Genomic DNA, 18,949 nt, shown 5'->3' on the forward strand with positions numbered 1-18,949 from the left:
AAAAAACTGTGTAAATGTGTAGGTGGATCTAATACTTATGTGATTGATGGATAATTGATTGTAATCGGGAATTTGAAGTAGATCAAGGTTATGGTTTTTATCCCTTTGGTTAAATGAAATGATCGGATAAAAAAACTCTCCACGGAAATGCATCCATGGAGAGCCCCATAAAAAATGGTTTGGTTGGCTATTTACTTTTTAAACTCTTGGTAGGTCACCATCTCCTTTTAGAGGCAAGTCAGATTGTCCCATTAAATAGGTATCTACATGGTAAGCCGCTTGCCTTCCTTCAGAAATGGCCCATACGATCAATGATTGGCCCCTTCTTTGGTCTCCGGCAACAAACACACCGGGTACATTGGTCTTATAGTCAGCAACTGAAGCCTTGATATTGGTTCTGGGATCCATTTCCAATCCTAATTGGTCGGCAATGGAGGTCTCTGACCCTGTAAAACCAAGGGCCAACAACGCCAAATCGCATTCCCATTCTTTCTCTGTTCCTTCCACTTCCTTCAAAACTGGGCGTTGACCAGGAACTGTTTCCCAAACCACTTCAGCAGTGACCAAGCCTTTTAGGTTGCCCTTATCATCACCCACGAACTTTTTTGTGGAAATACTAAACACGCGTTCCGCTCCTTCCTTGTGTGAAGAACTGGTACGCAAGCGCATGGGCCAAAAGGGCCATGGTTGTCCTTCAGGGCGTTCTGTTGTGCCTTTGGGCATAATCTCAAAATTGGTCACCGAAACAGCACCTTGTCTAATGGAAGTGCCAATACAGTCAGAACCGGTATCCCCACCACCAATAACGATCACTTTTTTGCCTTTAGCGGAAATATCCTCGCCTTCAAAAGGAATTCCATCCACTTTTCTGTTGTTCTGTGGTAAAAAGTCCATGGCTTGGGTAACCCCTTTCAGGTCAGCTCCCGGAATGGGAAGGTTTCGTCTAACGGTAGCACCACCACAAAGTACCAAGGCATCATATTCTTTTTCTAGGTCCTTCGCGTTTACATCAACCCCAATATGAACTCCAGTTTTAAACTGGATTCCTTCTTTTTCCATAACATCAATACGTCTATCGATGATATTTTTTTCCATTTTAAAATCTGGAATACCATATCGTAACAGACCACCAACTTTCTCGTCCCGTTCATAAACAGTAACGTCATGCCCGGCGCGGTTTAGTTGTTGGGCCGCGGCCAAACCAGCTGGCCCAGAACCTATGACGGCAACACTTTTCCCTGTCCTTTTGGTAGGAGGTTCAGGAGTGACCCACCCGTTTTTGAAGGCAGTCTCAACAATGTTCTTTTCAATGTTCTCAATGGAAACGGGAGGTTCGTTTATGCCCAATACACATGCTTCTTCACAAGGGGCTGGGCACAATCGTCCTGTAAATTCCGGAAAATTGTTGGTAGCGTGCAATATTTTGGCTGCTTTTTCCCATTTTCCTTGATACACGGCGTCGTTAAAATCTGGAATTAAATTCCCCAACGGACAACCGCTGTGGCAAAACGGAATGCCGCAGTCCATGCAACGGGCTCCTTGGTTCTTTAATTCTTCTTCTTTTAGAGGCTTTGTAAACTCCTTATAGTTTTTGATACGTTCTTTGACCGGGGCGTAAGCTTCGTCCTTTCTGTCAAATTCCATAAATCCTGTAATCTTTCCCATGTCTCAAATTATAAGGTTTGCATCTTTTCTTGTTCCAATCGTATTAGTGCTTGACGATATTCTTCAGGGAATACTTTAATGAACTTTGGAAGGTATTCTTCCCATTTTTCCAAAATCTCCTGCGCCAAGGGGCTCAATGTGGCGTTGTAATGATTTTCTATCAACTCCTTTAATTGTTTTATATCATTGTCCTCCTCAACGGGAAGCAGGTTTAGGTGTTCACCGTTGCATCTTTTTTCAAAGGAACCATCCCTATTGAACACGTAAGCAATACCACCACTCATTCCTGCACCAAAGTTTCTTCCAACACTGCCCAGGATAACGGCAACACCTCCGGTCATATATTCACAGCCATGATCCCCTATTCCTTCAACAACGGCCTTGGCACCAGAGTTTCGAACACAGAAACGTTCACCAGCTTTACCATTGATGTAGGCTTCACCGGAAGTGGCTCCATATAATGTTACGTTTCCAGTGATGATGTTGTCTTCTGGTTTAATGGTGGATTTAAACGGTACTTTGATCACCAGTTTGGCACCGGAAAGGCCTTTGCCCAAATAATCATTGGTATTTCCGTTGACCACCATGGTTAGACCTTTGGTGGCAAATGCTCCAAAACTTTGTCCAGCTGATCCTGTAAAGTTTAGTTTAAGTGTATTTTCGGGCAGTCCCTCAGCTCCGTATATTTTTGAAATTTCATTGCTGATGATGGCCCCAACAGCCCTGTCGGTATTGTGGATGGGAAAATCCAAAGAGGTCTTTTCCTTTCTGAACAGTGCAGGGTGCGCTTTTGCAATGATATCAAACTCGATGGATTTGCCAATATCGTGCTGTTGCTTTTCGGTATTGTAGAATTTGGTCCCTTCGGGTACATCGACTTGGTACAAAATCGGACTTAGATCAATCCCTGCAGCTTTATAATGCTCAATGGCCTTATTCCTGTCCAATTTTTGAACTTGTCCTACCATTTCATTGACTGTCCTAAACCCTAGCTTCGCCATAATTTCGCGAAGTTCTTGGGCCACAAAGTACATGTAGTTGACCACGTGTTCGGGTTTGCCTTGGAATTTTTTGCGTAATTCTGGGTTTTGGGTTGCAATCCCTACTGGGCAGGTGTTCAAATGACAAACGCGCATCATAATACAGCCCGAAGCAACCAATGGTGCAGTGGCAAATCCAAATTCCTCGGCACCCAACAAGCAGGCCACGGCTACATCCCTTCCAGTTTTCAACTGGCCATCACATTCCAATACCACCCGGTTTCTTAGATCGTTGAGCACTAAGGTCTGTTGTGCCTCGGCGATTCCCAATTCCCATGGAAGCCCGGCATGCTTCAGCGATGTTAATGGTGATGCACCCGTACCGCCATCAAATCCGGAGATAAGAATAACGTCTGCCTTGGCCTTGGATACACCAGCGGCAACGGTTCCCACGCCTACTTCAGATACAAGTTTCACGTTGATTCTCGCCTCCCTGTTGGCCGACTTAAGGTCGTAGATCAACTGGGAGAGATCTTCAATGGAGTATATATCGTGGTGTGGTGGAGGGGAAATCAAGCCCACATAAGGGGTTGAATTCCTTGTTTTGGCAATGGCCGGATTTACTTTGGGACCGGGCAATTGCCCACCTTCACCGGGTTTGGCCCCCTGGGCCATTTTTATCTGTATTTCTTGGGCACTGGTGAGATAGTTGGAGCTTACCCCAAATCTACCGGAGGCCACCTGTTTGATGGCGCTGTTCTTCCAATCACCAGTCTGACTTTTATAAAAACGAACCGGATCCTCTCCGCCTTCACCTGAATTGCTCTTTCCGCCAATTCGGTTCATGGCAATCGCAAGATTTTCATGGGCCTCCTTACTGATACTTCCGTAGGACATGGCACCCGTCTTGAACCGCTTTACAATTTCGGTCCAAGGTTCAACTTCCTCAAGTGGAATGGGGTCATAGTTCGAAAATTCGAACAATCCACGGATGGTCATTAGGTTTTTAGATTGCTCATTTACCAATTCGGCATACTCCTTGTAAGTTTCCGGCTCGTTATTGCGTACCGATTTTTGAAGTTTGGCAATACTTAATGGATTGAACATGTGCTTTTCACCATTTCTTCTCCAACGGTACTCACCACCAATCTCAATATCCAGATTGGCCGCTAATTCCTGGGTCTTGAATGCTTTTCTGTGGCGCTTGGCAATTTCCTTTTCAATTTCATACAAGCCAATTCCCTGAATTCGCGTAGGCGTGTTGGGGAAATATTTGTCCACTACCTTGGTGTTGATACCAATGCATTCGAATAGTTGAGATCCCCGATATGAATTTAGAGTGGAAATCCCAATTTTGTTCATCACCTTTAGGATGCCCTTGCCAATGGCCTTATTGTAATTTTTTACGGCTTCCTCAAAAGTGTACTCTGTTATATTATTCTCTTTAATTTGCTCTCCGATGATTTCATTCACCAAATACGGGTTGATGGCACTGGCCCCAAACCCGAACAATAACGCAAAATGGTGAACCTCCCTAGGCTCGGCAGATTCAATGATGATACTCAATTTTGAGCGTTTGCCCATTCTTCGCAAACCACTGTTTACATAAGAACATGCCAATAGGGCCGGTATGGCGGCCATTTCTGTACTGACCATCCTGTCCGACAGGATAATGATGTTGGCCTCGTCATCTATGGCATTGAGTGCCTGCTGAAGGATGGAATCCAAAGCCTCTTCCAATCCATTGTGTCCCTTTTCCACTTCATATAGCATGGAAATGGAGACGACCTTATAATCTGGACTGGAATCATAGTTTTTAATTTTATCCAAATCCTCCTTGGAAATCACTGGATTTTGGATCTTAAGTTTTCGACAATGCAATTCGTTAATGTCAAAAATGTTCTGATCACTGCCCAAGGTTAGGCTTATGTCCGTGATCAGCTCCTCCCGTATACCATCCAAAGGTGGATTGGTAACCTGCGCGAACAATTGTTTAAAATAATTGTAGATCAATTGCGGACGTTCAGATAAAACGGCAATGGGCGTATCTGACCCCATGGAACCAATGGGCTCTTTACCGTTTTCAGCCATGGGCATGATTATGGTGTTGATGTCCTCCAACGTATAGCCATAGGCAGACCTGCGGACATCCAATGGAAATTCACCAAAGAACACCGGGCAATCATTGTAGGGAATATCCTTTAGATGTACCAAATTGTCCTTCAACCATTTTTTATATGGATGTTTCTTGGCGATGGATTCCTTAATTTCCTCATCATTTACAATTCGGCCTTCTTCCATGTTTACCAAGAACATTCTTCCCGGCTCCAATCTTCCGTGGAATTCAATGTCTTCTGGATCTAGTTCCAATACCCCGGTTTCGGAGGACATGATCACATATCCTTTTTTGGTTACGGAATATCTTGATGGGCGAAGTCCGTTTCTGTCCAATACGGCCCCGATATAATTTCCATCGGTAAAAGGAATGGAGGCTGGACCATCCCAAGGTTCCATTAAACAGGAGTTGTATTCGTAGAATGCCTTTTTGGATTCGGACATTTCCACATTCTTTTCCCATGCCTCGGGAACCAACATCATCATAACTTCTGGTAGGGAGCGGCCGGTCATCAACAGCAATTCCACAACCATGTCCATACTTGCAGAGTCCGATTTCCCCGGCAATACTACAGGTAGTATTTTTTTAATGTCCTCACCAAACCAATCGCTTTGCATTAATTCTTGCCGCGAATGCATACGGGATACATTTCCCCGTAAGGTGTTGATTTCACCATTGTGGCACATATAACGGAAAGGCTGGGCCAAATCCCAAGTGGGAAATGTGTTTGTTGAGAATCTTTGGTGCACCAAAGCCAAACGTGTCACCACTCTGGGATCCAAAAGGTCCTCGTAATACTTGCTGATGTCCTTTGGCACCAAAAGCCCCTTAAAGATGATGATCTTTGTGGAAAGGCTCGGTAAATAAAAGAACTTGCTTTGGGAAAGTTTGCTGGCAATAATGGTGTGCTCTGTAATTTTTCTGGCGATGAAAAGCTTAAGGTTGAACTGGAATTCGTCCAGTGCATCCCCTTTGGCAATAAAGACCTGTTTTACGTAGGGTTCGGTTTCTGCCGCTATCCTTCCGGGTACGGAACGGTTTACGGGAACATCGCGCCAGCCCAAGAGTTGAAGTCCTTGTTTTGCTATATTTTCCTCAAGCACAGAAATGCAAAAATTTCTTTGATTTTCCTTTTGGGGAAGAAAAACGTTGCCCACGGCATAATCTCCGGCTTCGGGTAAGGTGAATGTACAGGTTTCGACAAAAAAATCATGGGGGATATCAATCAAAATACCTGCTCCGTCACCGGTTTTGCCATCTGAACTTACAGCGCCCCGGTGTTCCAATTTATCCAAGATCTCGAGGGCCTTATGGATAATGTCGTTTGATTTTCTCCCTTTTAGGCTGCAAATGAAGCCTGCACCACAGTTATCATGCTCAAACTCGGGTAAATATAAACCTTGCTTTTCCAATTTCATCGTTATGGTATTTCTTCAAAAATATCAAATCTGATGAATTAAAAACAGGGTTCCCAATCTAATTCAAATAAAAAATCAACGTAATGATTGAAGGGTTAAAAAATATTCAATATCAGAATTTTGCCAATGTTAAATTATGATTATCTCAAAGTGAAGTTATTAAAACCTACCAACCCGCATAATGGTAAGGGGTTGAGAGTAAGTTGGCTCGATTTTATCCATCACCCTTATCCAATTTAAGGGATTGTTTGAAAAAATAAACAAATTTTGGAGAAACACCCCTTCTTTTGATAGGGTTGTGTTTGAATCTTGTTTTTTAGTCTTTTAAAACACTTCTTGAAATGACAATCTTTTGGATTTCGGACGTTCCTTCATAAATCTGAGTGATTTTTGCGTCCCGCATCAAGCGTTCCACATGATAATCCTTTACATATCCATTTCCGCCATGTATTTGCACCGCTTCTATTGTGGTTTCCATGGCCACTTCAGAAGCATATAATTTGGCCATGGCACCCGAAAGGGTGTAGTCTTTGCCCGCATCCTTGTCACAGGCCGCTTGGTACACCAAATTTCGGGCTGCCTGTATTTTGGTGTGCATATCGGCCAATTTAAAGGCAATGGCCTGATGGTTGGCGATTTCAGTGCCGAATGTCTTCCGTACCTTGGAGTATTTTAGGGCGAGCTCGTAGGCACCCGCTGCGATTCCCAATGCTTGGGCGGCTATCCCAATGCGGCCCCCGGCCAAGGTTTTCATGGCAAACGTAAACCCAAATCCATCTTCTCCTATTCGATTTTCCTTGGGAACCTTCACATCATTAAAATTTAAGGAATGCGTGTCGCTTCCCCGTATGCCCAACTTATTCTCCTTTGGACCCACTTCAAAACCCTCCATCCCCTTTTCAACAATAAGGACGTTGATGCCCTTGTGCCCTTTTTCAGCGTGGGTTTGGGCTATGACCAAAAAAACTTCTGCACTTCCTCCGTTGGTGATCCAATTTTTGGTGCCGTTCAATATATAATGATCGCCGTGGTCAATGGCGGTTGTTTTTTGGGAAGTGGCATCGCTTCCGGCTTCGGGTTCAGAGAGGCAAAATGCCCCAATGACTTCACCGGTGGACAATCGGGTTAAATATTTTTCTTTTTGGGCCTCAGTTCCAAAAGCCTGCAATCCCCAGCACACCAATGAATTGTTCACGGATACCATTACCGAGGCCGAAGCATCAATTTTAGACAGTTCTTCCATGGCCAGCACATAGGAAAGGGTGTCCAACCCGCTCCCATTGTATTTTTCGTTGACCATCATCCCCATGAAGCCCAGTTCGCCCATTTTTCTGACCAACTCAAAAGGAAATTTTTGGGCGTCGTCCCTTTCTATTACTCCTGGCAAAAGTTCATTGTTGGCAAAATCCCTTGCTGCCTGTTGAATCATTAACTGTTCTTCGGAAAGTGTGAAATCCATAAAACTGAAAAATAAGCAAAAATACACCGCAAATATAGTTTTATATTGGAAATTTCACACAAAAAGAAATGTATGGATGAGAATGATTCAAATTTTTTGATGTTATTGTGAACTGAAATTTTACTTTCACAATAATTTATTAAATGAAGATTATGCGGAAAAACTCATTTTGAATATCTTTAGCGCAATTGAAAATTACTTCAAAGAAAATTTTACATTAATAAACCAAACTTAACATGGAGACCCTTCTGATTGTCATTTTTGTCATTGGATATTTGGCAATAACCCTGGAACACAATTTAAAAATTGATAAACTTATCCCCGCATTGGCCATGATGGCAATTATGTGGGCGATCATGGCATTTGGCATAGATGGTTTCTCCAACTGGTTTGATTCCGGTGAACATGCACTTCTGGAAAATTTTGGCGCTTTTGATCATGATCAGAAGCTGCACCTTTTGGAGGAAACCCTGCTGCACCATTTGGGAAAGACATCGGAAATTCTGGTCTTTCTTTTAGGAGCCATGACCATTGTGGAAATCATAGATTATTTTGATGGCTTTACCACGATAAAGTCTTTTGTGAAAACAAGGAGCAAGAAAAAGATCCTTTGGATATTTTCCTTTTTGGCCTTTATTCTTTCAGCGATCATAGACAACCTTACCGCAACGATTGTGCTGATCTCGATCCTTCAGAAAATTGTGAAGGACAGGGAGGTCAGGCTTTGGTATGCCGGTCTTATTGTAATTGCAGCCAATGCAGGGGGTGCTTGGTCCCCGATTGGCGACGTTACCACCACGATGCTGTGGATCGGCAATAAAGTCTCCACCGCAATGTTGATCGAACACCTGCTCGTTCCCTCCTTGGTCTGTATGTTGGTACCGTCCTTCATTGCCTCGTTCCTTCCCGCCTTTAAGGGGGAGATAGATGTTGAGGACGAAGAGGGCGCCAAGTCAAAGTATGGACCCATCATGCTGTATTTGGGCTTGGGGGCCATTGTCTTTGTGCCCGTTTTCAAAACGGTGACCCATTTGCCACCCTATGTGGGCATGATGTTGTCCTTGGCGGTGGTGGCCACTTTTGCAGAGATATACAGTAATCGAAAAATTGCAATTTCATCCTTGGACCAGGACAGTGATGCCTCATCGCACCACAGTCCGGTGCACAGCGCACTGACCAAGATTGAGCTTCCCAGTATCCTCTTTTTCTTGGGAATTTTGATGGCCGTGGCCGCACTGGAATCCCTTGGACTTCTTTTTAATTTTGCCGAAGGGCTGAAGCAGGGAATGCCCTTGATGGGAACCGAAATGGCAGGCACTAGGGTTTCTGATTTGGTGATACTCCTTTTGGGCGTTGGTTCTGCCGTGATAGACAACGTGCCGTTGGTGGCCGCGAGTTTGGGAATGTTCTCGGAACCCATGGACGACCAGTTGTGGCATTTCATTGCCTATTCAGCAGGGACCGGGGGCAGTATGCTCATCATTGGTTCCGCAGCCGGGGTTGTGGCCATGGGAATGGAGAAAATAGATTTCTTCTGGTACCTTAAAAAAATAGGTTGGTTGGCACTTATTGGGTTCCTTGCAGGAGCTATTTGCTATATGTTAATGCGATATTTGTTCTAAAAAATACTTTAGCTCAAAAATCTCCGTTATTATTGCATATTAAATTGGGGATTTTATATGATTATTTTTCAAGAAGCAGCGGAAGGTGTTGAGGCAGGAGCCTCTATTTCCGAAGAAAAGACACTTTCTGTAATAGATCTTATCGTTAATGGAGGTACAGGAAGTATTATAATTATTATGGTACTTTTTGTACTGCTATTTGTAGCACTCTACATTTATTTTGAACGAATTTTTGCCATAAAGGCGGCTTCCAAAATCGACAAGAACTTCATGAACCAGATTCGGGATCACATCATGAACGGTAAGTTGGACGCAGCCAAAATTTTATGTGCGCAGACAGATTCGCCAGTGGCACGGTTGACCGAAAAAGGGGTGTCCAGAATTGGAAAACCATTGGATGACATTACCACGGCCATTGAGAATGCGGGAACTCTGGAAGTATACAAACTGGAGAAGAACGTGAGTGTTTTGGCCACCGTTGCAGGTGCCGCGCCCATGATTGGATTCCTAGGAACCGTAATTGGTATGATTTTGGCATTTCACCAAATGGCAAGTAGCGGCGGGCAAGCTGAAATGGGATTATTGGCATCCGGTATTTATACGGCCATGACCACTACCGTTGCGGGTTTGATCGTAGGTATCATTGCTTATATTGGATACAATCACTTGGTGAATAGAACCGATAAGGTAGTACACAAAATGGAGGCCAATGCAGTTGAGTTTTTGGATTTGTTGAACGAACCCATTTAGCAGTTCGATATGAAATTGAAAGGAAGAAACAAGGTCAGTCCGGAGTTCAGCATGTCATCCATGACAGATATCGTGTTTCTGTTATTGGTGTTTTTCATGCTGACATCCAATGCGCCCAATGCGCTGGATTTGCTATTGCCAAAGGCAAAGGGGAAATCCACCAACACACAGAATGTTTCGGTAACGATAAACAAGGACCTGAACTATTTTGTGAACAACGAGCAGATCAACAAAGAATACATTGAAATTGAATTAAAAAAGGCACTTGAAGGTCAAGACAAGCCAACAATTATCCTACGGGCGGAAGAAAGCGTTGCCATAAAGGAAGCGGTCAACGTTATGGATATCGCCAATAGGAACAGTTACAAGGTCATCTTGGCTGTGCGGCCACAATAATGGCATTTTTAGATACGAGACACAAGAAAAAATCATTTACGCTCACAACCCTTCTGCTGAGCGTGCTACTCCTATTGCTTTTTTATATTGGTCTTACCTATTTGGATCCACCCATTGAAAATGGGATAGCCGTGAATTTTGGCACCATGGATTATGGTAGTGGCGAAGTGCAGCCCAAGGAAAAAGTCCGATCAGAACCCGAAAAAGTAGAACCCCAACCCGTAGAGCAAGTCCAGCAAGTGGAACCCCAGGAAGAAACGGTACAAGAAGAGCCCGTTGAAAAGGTGTTGACCAGTGACAATGAGGAGTCCATTAGAATAAAGCAGGAACAGGAAGCCAAGCGGAAAGCCGATGAGGCGGCCAAAAAGGCCAAGGAAGAAGCCGAACGCATAGAGCGCGAAAAAAGGGAGGCCGAAGAGAAAAAGCGACTGGAGCAAGAGGCCAAGAAGAAGAACTTGGATGCCCTGATCGGTGGCATTGGACAATCTGATGGAACGGATTCAGGCAGTGAGGGCGATGACAACAAAGCGGGAGACAAAGGGCAACCGGATGGCGACCCTTATGCCAATAGTTATTATGGTGCGCCCGGAAGTGGAAGTGGAGGAAGTGGATATGGATTGAAGGGAAGATCTTTAATGGGCAGTGATGTAGTAAAACAGCAATGTAATGAAGAGGGGAGGGTTGTTGTGGAGATTGTTGTTGACAGAACTGGTAAGGTAGTCAAAGCCAAGCCAGGAATAAAAGGAACCGAAAATACTGCTCCTTGCTTATTGGAGGCTGCAAGAAAAACTGCTCTTACTTACCGATGGAATCAGGATTCCAAGGCTCGCCCACAACAAATTGGTTTTGTGGTGGTCAACTTTAAACTGGGGCAGTAGTGACCTATAAAGAGACTCTGGATTGGATGTTCTCGCAACTTCCCATGTACCAGCAAAAAGGTATTGTGGCACTGAATGCCAAGATGGACAACATCATTGAGTTCTCCAACCTCTTGGGAAACCCTGAAAAGAAATTCAAAAGCATTCATGTAGCAGGCACCAACGGAAAAGGTTCCTGTAGCCATATGCTAGCCTCAATTTTACAGGAAGCGGGATACAAGGTTGGTCTGTACACATCACCCCATTTAAAGGATTTTAGGGAGCGGATCAAGATCAATGGCCAAATGGTCGGTGAAAAGTTCGTTGTTGATTTTATAACTGAGCACAAAGCTTTTTTAGAGTTTAAGAAACTTTCATTTTTTGAAATGACCGTTGGGATGGCTTTTTCCTATTTTGCGGCGGAAAAAGTGGACATTGCCATTGTAGAGGTAGGTTTGGGCGGACGGCTCGATTCCACAAACATCATTACCCCCGAAGTTTCCCTTATCACCAATATAGGATTGGACCACACCCACATTTTGGGAGATACCTTGGAGAAAATAGCCTTGGAAAAGGCAGGCATCATAAAACCTAAGGTTCCGGTGGTGATCAGTGAGCAGCAGCCAGAAACCGTGATGATATTCACTTTGATTGCCCATCAGCTCCAGTCAGAAATCGTTTTTGCGGATGCATTGGACTTGCCCAACTACAAAACCGATTTACTTGGGGAATACCAGCAACAAAATGTTCGTGGTGCTGTTGCAGCCATAAAGCAGCTGGAAAATTTTAAGGTTTCGGAGACGGCCATTGTAAAAGGACTGCAAAAGGTTGTTCAGAATACCGGTTTATTGGGCAGGTGGCAGATTTTACAGGAAAAACCTATGGTTGTGTGCGACACGGCTCATAACAAAGAAGGATTGTATTATGTGCTAAGGCAAATTGCCAAGCAGCAGTATGAACAGCTCCATATAGTACTGGGGTTTGTAAGTGACAAAGACGTGAAAGGAGTGCTGGCGTTATTTCCAAGAGAGGCCAAATATTACTTTGTAAAACCCAATATTTCCAGAGGAATGGATGTTAAGCTGCTTTCAGAATTGGCTCACTCACAAGGAATTGAGGGGGAGGTTTTCAACTCTGTGGAAGAGGGACTAAAAGCGGCTTTGGCGGCAGCAAAAAGTGATGATTTTATATATGTCGGTGGCAGCACATTTGTGGTAGCAGAAATTGTGTGATTTTTTTCGAATTATTCTTTTTTGTATCAGAAAAATGATGCTATATTTGCACTCCCATTTGAGAAAATGGAAAAGGGCGCTTAGCTCAGTTGGTTCAGAGCACCTCGTTTACACCGAGGGGGTCGGGGGTTCGAATCCCTCAGCGCCCACTTTTAGAGTTCAAATGAAAACAAAGCCTTGCATATCTTATTGATTTGCAAGGCTTTAATTTTTTTGAGCCTTGTTTGAATTGGTTTGATTTGATATGTTTTGGTTTGCAATTCGGTTAGTAAAATTTTTTCTGTAAAGTGTTAACCGGATAAGAATGTAAATCGCTATATTACAGCATCTTAGTATTTGACTTTCGTAGGTATTTTTCGTTCAATTTAACACAAAACCTATGAGAACCCGATCTACATTTTCAATCAGTTTCTGGATAAGCACTGCCCGAAGGAATGACGGAACGGCCAAGATCTATGCCCGTATCACCGTTGATAAACAAAGAGTTAACATGAGCCTTAAGTATACCATCCCAATAGAAAGTTGGGATAGAAAGGGGTCGAGGGTTCTGGGGCGCGCTGCCGACGCACAGGAAATCAACACTTATCTGATGGAAGTCGAAACCGAACTTTTCCAATGCTATCGTGAACTGCGGTCCAAGACGCCAAATATAACCCCGCAGATGGTCAAGGCGAAGTATTTCGGAGAAGACTTAGATCAAGTGACCTTAACCGAACTATTTGAACACCACAATCTACATGCTGCCCATAACCTTGGCAAAGCGACCCTGAGCCATTATAAGACCACCCAGAAGTACTTGTTGGACTATTTGAAGAAACAATACAAATGCAATGATTATAGATTGTCACAGCTCAATCACCAATTTGTTGTGGGTTTCGAGACCTATTTGCGCAAGCTACATCCAATCCACCATCATGGGAGGCTTTCGAACAATGGGGCCATGAAACACATTCAGCGTTTGAGAAAAATGGTTAGAATGGCGGTAAATAACGAATGGATAGAAAAGTATCCCTTTCAAAAATTTAAAATAAGGATGGAGAAAAAGGAAAGAGAATTTTTGACCTTGGAGGAACTGCGGAAAATCCAGGAGTTCCGAACCAAGATTGAACGGTTGCGGATTGTAAAGGACTTATTTGTATTTAGTTGCTATACTGGTATTGCTTATATTGATATTATGAACCTTACTGAGGATAACTTGATTTTGGGTATCGATGGGAAGCATTGGATAAGTACCAAAAGACAGAAGACCAAGAACAGTTTCAAATTACCTTTAATGGGACCGGCCTTGTCGATTATCAAGAGATATCAATATCATCCCAAAAGACGCATTGATAAATTATTCCCTGGGATTTCCAACCAAAAATTGAATAGTTATTTAAAGGAGATTGCAGATTCGTGCCATATTAAAAAGCACATTACTTTCCACATGGCCAGACATACGTTTGCTACAACTATCACATTAAGTAATGGGGTTCCCATAGAGACTGTTTCTAAGATATTGGGACATTCAGAATTGGCCACGACCCAAATTTATGCAAGAGTATTGGATAACAAAATCAGTGAAGATATGAGTGACTTGGAAACGAAACTGGATTCTAAGTTTTCAGATTCAGATGCCGGACAAGAGAAAATTTGGAAACCGTGATTTTTAAGGTGGAATTTGGAAAAACTACTCATCAAATAATAACATTAATAGTGCAGCTGATTTTCAAATCAGCTTGTATTTATTCGGTCCCGCTTGCGGGACGTAGGGAATAGCAAGAGGGTGATGCGCAATTTGCGCCATCACGGTTGTTTTCGGGTCTTCAATAAGTTGAAAACCAGTTAATTGAGTAGGTTTTGGAATACTGTGCAAAATCTGGGGCTACAGTAGACTTTTCCGAAATCTACAGTAAACCCTTCGGGAGGCCCTGTAAACACTGGAAGTTTTTGACGAAAAAATTGACGCAATTTCACTAAAAAACAAAATCGCACCTATGGAAAAGCAATCAACCAATGATAGAACTAAGAAAGGAAGCGGTGGTTATTCCAACATCACCATAAAGAAGGAGACGGCCATACGCTTTCGCAGTTATTCTAAAAAGTTCGGCAAATCGCATAGTGAGGTATTGGATGGAATGGTATGCTACTTCAAGGAGAACAACCTTGATCCTTTTGGGGAGGGAACCAAGATCATCGTTGACAATATCAAAAAGCTGGAGCGTCAGATGATGAAAAAATTCGATAGGCTCATCGCCATTATCAAGAACATGGAAAAGACCAGTATCCGGCCCACCTATGAAATGATGTTGATCCTTTATGAGGCATATGTGAGGGACGGGAGGAAACCTAAACGTGAACCCGTCAAGATACGAGAAGAGCGAATGGATTTTTGGAGCCTAGAAACACCGTTCCAAAAGTGGAGCATGACAGAATGCTAAAAGAATTTGAAAGCTATAAAAAGCATTGCAATGAAATGCTTCAAAATGTTGAGAAGGTGGAACCCATGATGGGAAAGCCATATCTCAAAATCAATATGGGCATCGGGGATTTTGAAAGCTTGAAACATCAATTAAAATAACGCTCATGTACCTTACCATCTCGGCACAGAAAATGGGCAGTACCTACAACTCCAGTGTAGGGAACTATGTGGACTATCTGGAAAAGGAAAACGAGGATAGATTGCCCGAACAAAGGGAAGAGTTCTTTGACCAAGAGAGCGACAGCGTAAGCACTCAAACGGTCATCGATGAAATAGATGCCAACACGGCCAAACTGAGGCAGAAAGACCCGAAATTCTATTCCATAGTGGTCAGTCCCAACCAAAGGGAACTAAAGGCCATAGGCAATGACCCAAATATGCTAAGGGAATACACAAGGAAGCTCATGGAGGACTATGCCAAGAGTTTCCATAGGAACCAAGAGGTCAAGGCCGAGAACTTGAAATATTACGCCAAGATAGAGCGCGAACGCACCTACAGGGGCTTCGATAAGCAGGTTCAGGAGAATGCACCTTACAGAGGAGAAATAGCAAGGCTAAGGAACGAGGTACGGAAAGTGGAACGGGGCGAGTCCGTTGGGAATGTCAAAGAGCTTGAAAAAAGGATAGCAGAGCAAACAAGATTGGCCCCTCACAAACAGAACGGACAGCTTGTGGCCGCTGGGATGCAGAAAGAGGGGCCTCAGACCCATATCCATATCATAGTCAGCAGAAGGGATGTTACGAACACCTATACGCTTTCCCCGATGGCCAAGCACAAGGCATCGGAAGTGGAACTGAATGGAAAGACGGTCAAGAGAGGATTTGACAGGGATAGTTTTTACCAATCAGCGGAGAAGACTTTTGATAAAACAACGGGATTTAAAAGGAACTATGTGGAATCCTACGTTGGGAGAAAGGCCCATGCCAAGGAACCGGGGAAGTTCTTTGCCAAAGTCATGGGGCTGCCCACCAAGGAAAAGGACATGGCCTTTAAACTTCTTAAAACCATGGGTGTCAAAGCTCCCAGTATGCCGACCAATAAAGTACAAATGGCGGCAAAGATCATCAAAGCTCTAGGTAGGGGAATCGATAAGGCGAGGGGCACAGGTGAGGATATGGGCTACTGAAATCCAAAAAGTAGGTTGCGCCCTACCGAGTTTTTGCTTCACGCTTATCTATCGGAACGCTACAAAACCCCGATAGGATCCATGCGCAAAAGTTGGAGGTAAGATTTGGGGTTCTTTTTGTAAACAGTTCGGTTTTAAGGGAAGGTTGCATTTTTAGGGAAGGCTACAAAGCCATCACTTAACTTTAGACCAAGTTCAGTCCACTTTTAGTTGAAGATTTACACCTTGGATTAGCAATACTAGGCTATGACAAATAACTTTTGATTTTTTAAGCACGATAGATTGGATAAAAAAAATGTGAACAGTAACTGGTATTTTGATTATACGTTTTTGAAAAATATGTAGTCTCAGTTGTTGAGCGAATTGCTGAATTTCAGCACTAGATAAAATCACTTAACTCGAATTAACTTATTGTTTAAGTGGAGTCCAAATAAGCTTGATTCCTATTTTATTTATATTTCTTTATGTTTTTTAAATGGATAAAATGGAATGAACGATTTGTATTACATCAAAAACATCCGATTTTCAAATCGGATGCTTGGCTTTGCTCTTACTTATTATCTATGAGAACCTTTCTATTCTTTAATGATTTTATGGGTCTCCCTTTCTCTTTCCGATATAATTTCAAGAATGTACAATCCTTTTTTAAGTCCATTCAAGTCTAAATCAAAACCAGAAGTTCCAATTTCACCTTTGCCTTGAAGAAATATGTTACTTTGGAAATCAGAAAGTATATATTCGAATGTCTTTTGGTTGCTTAATCCCAGCTTCCTTTCTTCAAGTGGAGAAATTTCACTTATTGTTAAGTAGTCTTTTACTGGATTTGGACTCACTCTAAAATAATAGCGTCCAGGGATTTGTCCTGTATAATATGCACTATGGGTACCCGTATTGCAAACATTGTCATTTCTTACTTCTACCCTTATGGAGCTTTCAGTATAGTACTTGGTCAATGTTCTTCCGGTGGTGTTTGTATAAAAGGAATTGTTAATATACCAAGAATATGGGGTTTCCCCACTGCCTCCATTAGCGGTAATGTCAATATAGTTGCTGTTGACATTATAAATAGTTACGGTCATTGGGGATTGACCAGCATTTTGGTTCACATTCAAGCGTTCGGTAATCGTATAGCCATGAGAAGAGGTTGCACGTATCCATCCATTACCGGAAGATGTTGAGCTCGAAGCTTTTACTGTAACTTGTGAATTGCTACCGGAAACGACCTGAATATTACTGGATGACGACCATGTAATGTTTCCAGTGCCATTATGTAAAGTATAAGAGGTATTCGTATTACACAATAAACTATTTCCAGAAATATATGGAAAAGCCACGAAGTTGTCAATCCAATTTCTATAGTTGTAAAGTCGAGTATAAATTGTGGGCTTGTTATCCTTGGGTGCCTCTCCCCAACTTGAACAGCCAATTAAAAAGCGTTGGCCACTTTTCAACACGGTTGCAGGACCGCCACTGTCACCTGGGGCCACTCCTGCATTAGCCAATCTAAGTGCTATCATATTATATGTGACTTGTACGGAGCCCGTATTTTGGCTATTTGCACTACTGCTGGAAATGATTGGCATATCCAATGTCTGAAGATTGTTTGATGGGAAACCGTTATCAGTAGTAAGTCCCCATCCCGTTACTCTTGCAGTATTACTTGGTGATGAATCAAATGCTTCATCCGTTAATTGAATAGGTTGTACATCACTATTAAAATTCAATGGAGCTGTAAGTCTGATTAAAGCTAGGTCATTTTCAAAAGTTATGCTATTGTAATTTGGGTGCCTGACAATTTGAGCGACATTTCTGTACTGCCCTGTGGTTAAATCATTCCGTTGCGTTATGCCTGCTGAAATCGTTATTTCATTAACGCCAATAACGTTTCCGTTAATTGTATTGGTCACACAATGTGCTGCTGTTAAAATCCATTCTGATGTTAGGATGGAACCTCCGCAGATATGATTATTTCTAGCTCCTACAATATGATGGTTGTTGGTTGCCCGCATAGAAACTTGCCAAGGATTTTGGTCGATTGTCGTATCGTTACCACCTATGATTCGGTTTTGACCAAATGCTAAGGAGAATGCAAAAAATAATAGGATAAGTAGGTTTTTTTTTGAGTTTTTCATAATGTTTGGTTTTTTGAAGAATTGGTTTAATCACTTATAAGAGTAAAACCTTTGAAATCATTGGTCAATAGGCCATGATTTCCAGAAAGACATGAGAATATTTTTCCTTTGATAAAAACTTCTTCACCAACATCCGAATTCATTTTTCTTGTTGGAAAAACTCGTATTATTTTTTCTTTATACAGCTCGAAGAGTTCAGGGATATTAGTTTCTATGTCAACTTCATAATACTTTTTATTACCATTAAAAAATGGCTGTCCCTCTTCTACAACTTTTACTATCGCCGGAACACCTTCCGTTAATTCTGTTTCCATTGCAGATTCAATGCACAATGACTCTAAACTTGACAGAGGATCATTGTTTTCTTGTCCATTGGAACAGGCAGCGAATAATAAAAGGGGAATTAGGATGATTATAATTATAGTGTTGTTTTTCATAGCATTAATATTAAATTAATTAAATACTAACTTTCATAAAATTAGTTGTTTAGATCCTTAGAAAGGATGTAAAAAAATCTAATTAGTTGCGTATTGAATCTAAATTGCAGTTTTGAGACTGACTTTATTGAGTATTATTTGAGGGCTTATATTTAATTGGTTCTTCTGTAAAACTAGATAGCGTTTATCTGTAAAACTAGATAGCGTTTAATCGACTTCTGTAAAGTCTTTCACTTGCGTAATTTACAGTATCCGTCTTCTATATTAGCACGTTCCATGTATTAAAATGTTTGATAA

General features: G+C 42.3%; 14 protein-coding genes and 1 tRNA gene. 10 read left to right on the top strand and 5 right to left on the bottom strand.

The window, feature by feature from the left end; genetic code table 11:
- Positions 1-198: 198 nt before the first annotated feature.
- From A7D14_RS11435 to A7D14_RS11445, 3 genes are all read right to left on the bottom strand, one after another.
- On the bottom strand, positions 199-1,665 hold the full coding sequence (locus A7D14_RS11435) for a glutamate synthase subunit beta (protein WP_067034469.1): 1,467 nt from the start codon (positions 1,663-1,665) through the stop codon (positions 199-201).
- A gap of 8 nt (positions 1,666-1,673) precedes the next feature.
- Positions 1,674-6,179 carry a glutamate synthase large subunit gene (gene gltB / locus A7D14_RS11440; RefSeq protein ID WP_067034472.1) on the bottom strand — a complete coding sequence of 1,502 codons (4,506 nt, stop codon included), beginning with the start codon at positions 6,177-6,179 and terminating at the stop codon, positions 1,674-1,676.
- A gap of 316 nt (positions 6,180-6,495) precedes the next feature.
- On the bottom strand, positions 6,496-7,638 hold the full coding sequence (locus A7D14_RS11445; RefSeq protein ID WP_067034475.1) for an acyl-CoA dehydrogenase: 1,143 nt from the start codon (positions 7,636-7,638) through the stop codon (positions 6,496-6,498).
- Between the two features lie 236 nt (positions 7,639-7,874).
- Between A7D14_RS11445 and nhaD the strand changes: the two genes are divergently transcribed.
- From nhaD to mobB, 10 genes are all read left to right on the top strand, one after another.
- Positions 7,875-9,260 carry a sodium:proton antiporter NhaD gene (gene nhaD / locus A7D14_RS11450; protein ID WP_067034478.1) on the top strand — a complete coding sequence of 462 codons (1,386 nt, stop codon included), beginning with the start codon at positions 7,875-7,877 and terminating at the stop codon, positions 9,258-9,260.
- Positions 9,261-9,317: 57 nt separating this feature from the next.
- Positions 9,318-10,010 carry a MotA/TolQ/ExbB proton channel family protein gene (locus tag A7D14_RS11455; protein ID WP_067034480.1) on the top strand — a complete coding sequence of 231 codons (693 nt, stop codon included), beginning with the start codon at positions 9,318-9,320 and terminating at the stop codon, positions 10,008-10,010.
- Positions 10,011-10,019: 9 nt separating this feature from the next.
- Positions 10,020-10,406: an ExbD/TolR family protein gene (locus A7D14_RS11460; RefSeq protein WP_067034482.1), complete on the top strand. Its 387-nt coding sequence runs from the start codon at positions 10,020-10,022 to the stop codon at positions 10,404-10,406.
- Positions 10,406-11,284, top strand: coding sequence for an energy transducer TonB (locus A7D14_RS11465; protein ID WP_067034485.1), 879 nt, complete (start codon positions 10,406-10,408; stop codon positions 11,282-11,284). Before A7D14_RS11460 ends, A7D14_RS11465 begins: the two co-directional genes overlap by 1 nt.
- Entirely contained in the window at positions 11,284-12,495 is a 1,212-nt protein-coding gene (locus tag A7D14_RS11470) for a bifunctional folylpolyglutamate synthase/dihydrofolate synthase (protein ID WP_067034489.1), read from the top strand. The genes A7D14_RS11465 and A7D14_RS11470 overlap by 1 nt, the downstream gene beginning before the upstream one ends.
- Positions 12,496-12,569: 74 nt before the next feature.
- Positions 12,570-12,644 (top strand) — tRNA-Val (locus A7D14_RS11475).
- 230 nt (positions 12,645-12,874) lie between these two features.
- Entirely contained in the window at positions 12,875-14,140 is a 1,266-nt protein-coding gene (locus A7D14_RS11480) for a site-specific integrase (RefSeq protein WP_067034492.1), read from the top strand.
- Positions 14,141-14,471: 331 nt separating this feature from the next.
- Positions 14,472-14,915: a BfmA/BtgA family mobilization protein gene (locus A7D14_RS11485; protein ID WP_067034496.1), complete on the top strand. Its 444-nt coding sequence runs from the start codon at positions 14,472-14,474 to the stop codon at positions 14,913-14,915.
- Entirely contained in the window at positions 14,909-15,055 is a 147-nt protein-coding gene (locus A7D14_RS20055; protein ID WP_176712414.1) for a hypothetical protein, read from the top strand. The genes A7D14_RS11485 and A7D14_RS20055 overlap by 7 nt, the downstream gene beginning before the upstream one ends.
- A gap of 5 nt (positions 15,056-15,060) precedes the next feature.
- Entirely contained in the window at positions 15,061-16,083 is a 1,023-nt protein-coding gene (mobB, locus tag A7D14_RS11490) for a MobB family relaxase (protein ID WP_067034499.1), read from the top strand.
- A gap of 575 nt (positions 16,084-16,658) precedes the next feature.
- Here mobB and A7D14_RS19675 read toward each other — a convergent pair.
- Both A7D14_RS19675 and A7D14_RS11505 read right to left on the bottom strand, forming a co-directional pair.
- Positions 16,659-18,215, bottom strand: a complete 1,557-nt coding sequence (locus A7D14_RS19675) for a trypsin-like serine protease (protein ID WP_083158080.1) — start codon at positions 18,213-18,215, stop codon at positions 16,659-16,661.
- 26 nt (positions 18,216-18,241) lie between these two features.
- Entirely contained in the window at positions 18,242-18,652 is a 411-nt protein-coding gene (locus A7D14_RS11505; protein WP_067034506.1) for a hypothetical protein, read from the bottom strand.
- Between the last annotated feature and the right edge of the window lie 297 nt (positions 18,653-18,949).

Origin of the sequence: Allomuricauda sp. CP2A (genome assembly GCF_001683915.1) — a bacterium.
GTDB lineage: Bacteria > Bacteroidota > Bacteroidia > Flavobacteriales > Flavobacteriaceae > Flagellimonas.

Coding starts and splice junctions, on each gene's coding strand:
- A7D14_RS11435 (WP_067034469.1), bottom strand. CDS start 1,665: ATGGGAAAGATTACAGGATTTATGGAATTTGACAGAAAGGACGAAGCT.
- gltB (WP_067034472.1), bottom strand. CDS start 6,179: ATGAAATTGGAAAAGCAAGGTTTATATTTACCCGAGTTTGAGCATGAT.
- A7D14_RS11445 (WP_067034475.1), bottom strand. CDS start 7,638: ATGGATTTCACACTTTCCGAAGAACAGTTAATGATTCAACAGGCAGCA.
- nhaD (WP_067034478.1), top strand. CDS start 7,875: ATGGAGACCCTTCTGATTGTCATTTTTGTCATTGGATATTTGGCAATA.
- A7D14_RS11455 (WP_067034480.1), top strand. CDS start 9,318: ATGATTATTTTTCAAGAAGCAGCGGAAGGTGTTGAGGCAGGAGCCTCT.
- A7D14_RS11460 (WP_067034482.1), top strand. CDS start 10,020: ATGAAATTGAAAGGAAGAAACAAGGTCAGTCCGGAGTTCAGCATGTCA.
- A7D14_RS11465 (WP_067034485.1), top strand. CDS start 10,406: ATGGCATTTTTAGATACGAGACACAAGAAAAAATCATTTACGCTCACA.
- A7D14_RS11480 (WP_067034492.1), top strand. CDS start 12,875: ATGAGAACCCGATCTACATTTTCAATCAGTTTCTGGATAAGCACTGCC.
- A7D14_RS11485 (WP_067034496.1), top strand. CDS start 14,472: ATGGAAAAGCAATCAACCAATGATAGAACTAAGAAAGGAAGCGGTGGT.
- A7D14_RS20055 (WP_176712414.1), top strand. CDS start 14,909: ATGCTAAAAGAATTTGAAAGCTATAAAAAGCATTGCAATGAAATGCTT.
- mobB (WP_067034499.1), top strand. CDS start 15,061: ATGTACCTTACCATCTCGGCACAGAAAATGGGCAGTACCTACAACTCC.
- A7D14_RS19675 (WP_083158080.1), bottom strand. CDS start 18,215: ATGAAAAACTCAAAAAAAAACCTACTTATCCTATTATTTTTTGCATTC.
- A7D14_RS11505 (WP_067034506.1), bottom strand. CDS start 18,652: ATGAAAAACAACACTATAATTATAATCATCCTAATTCCCCTTTTATTA.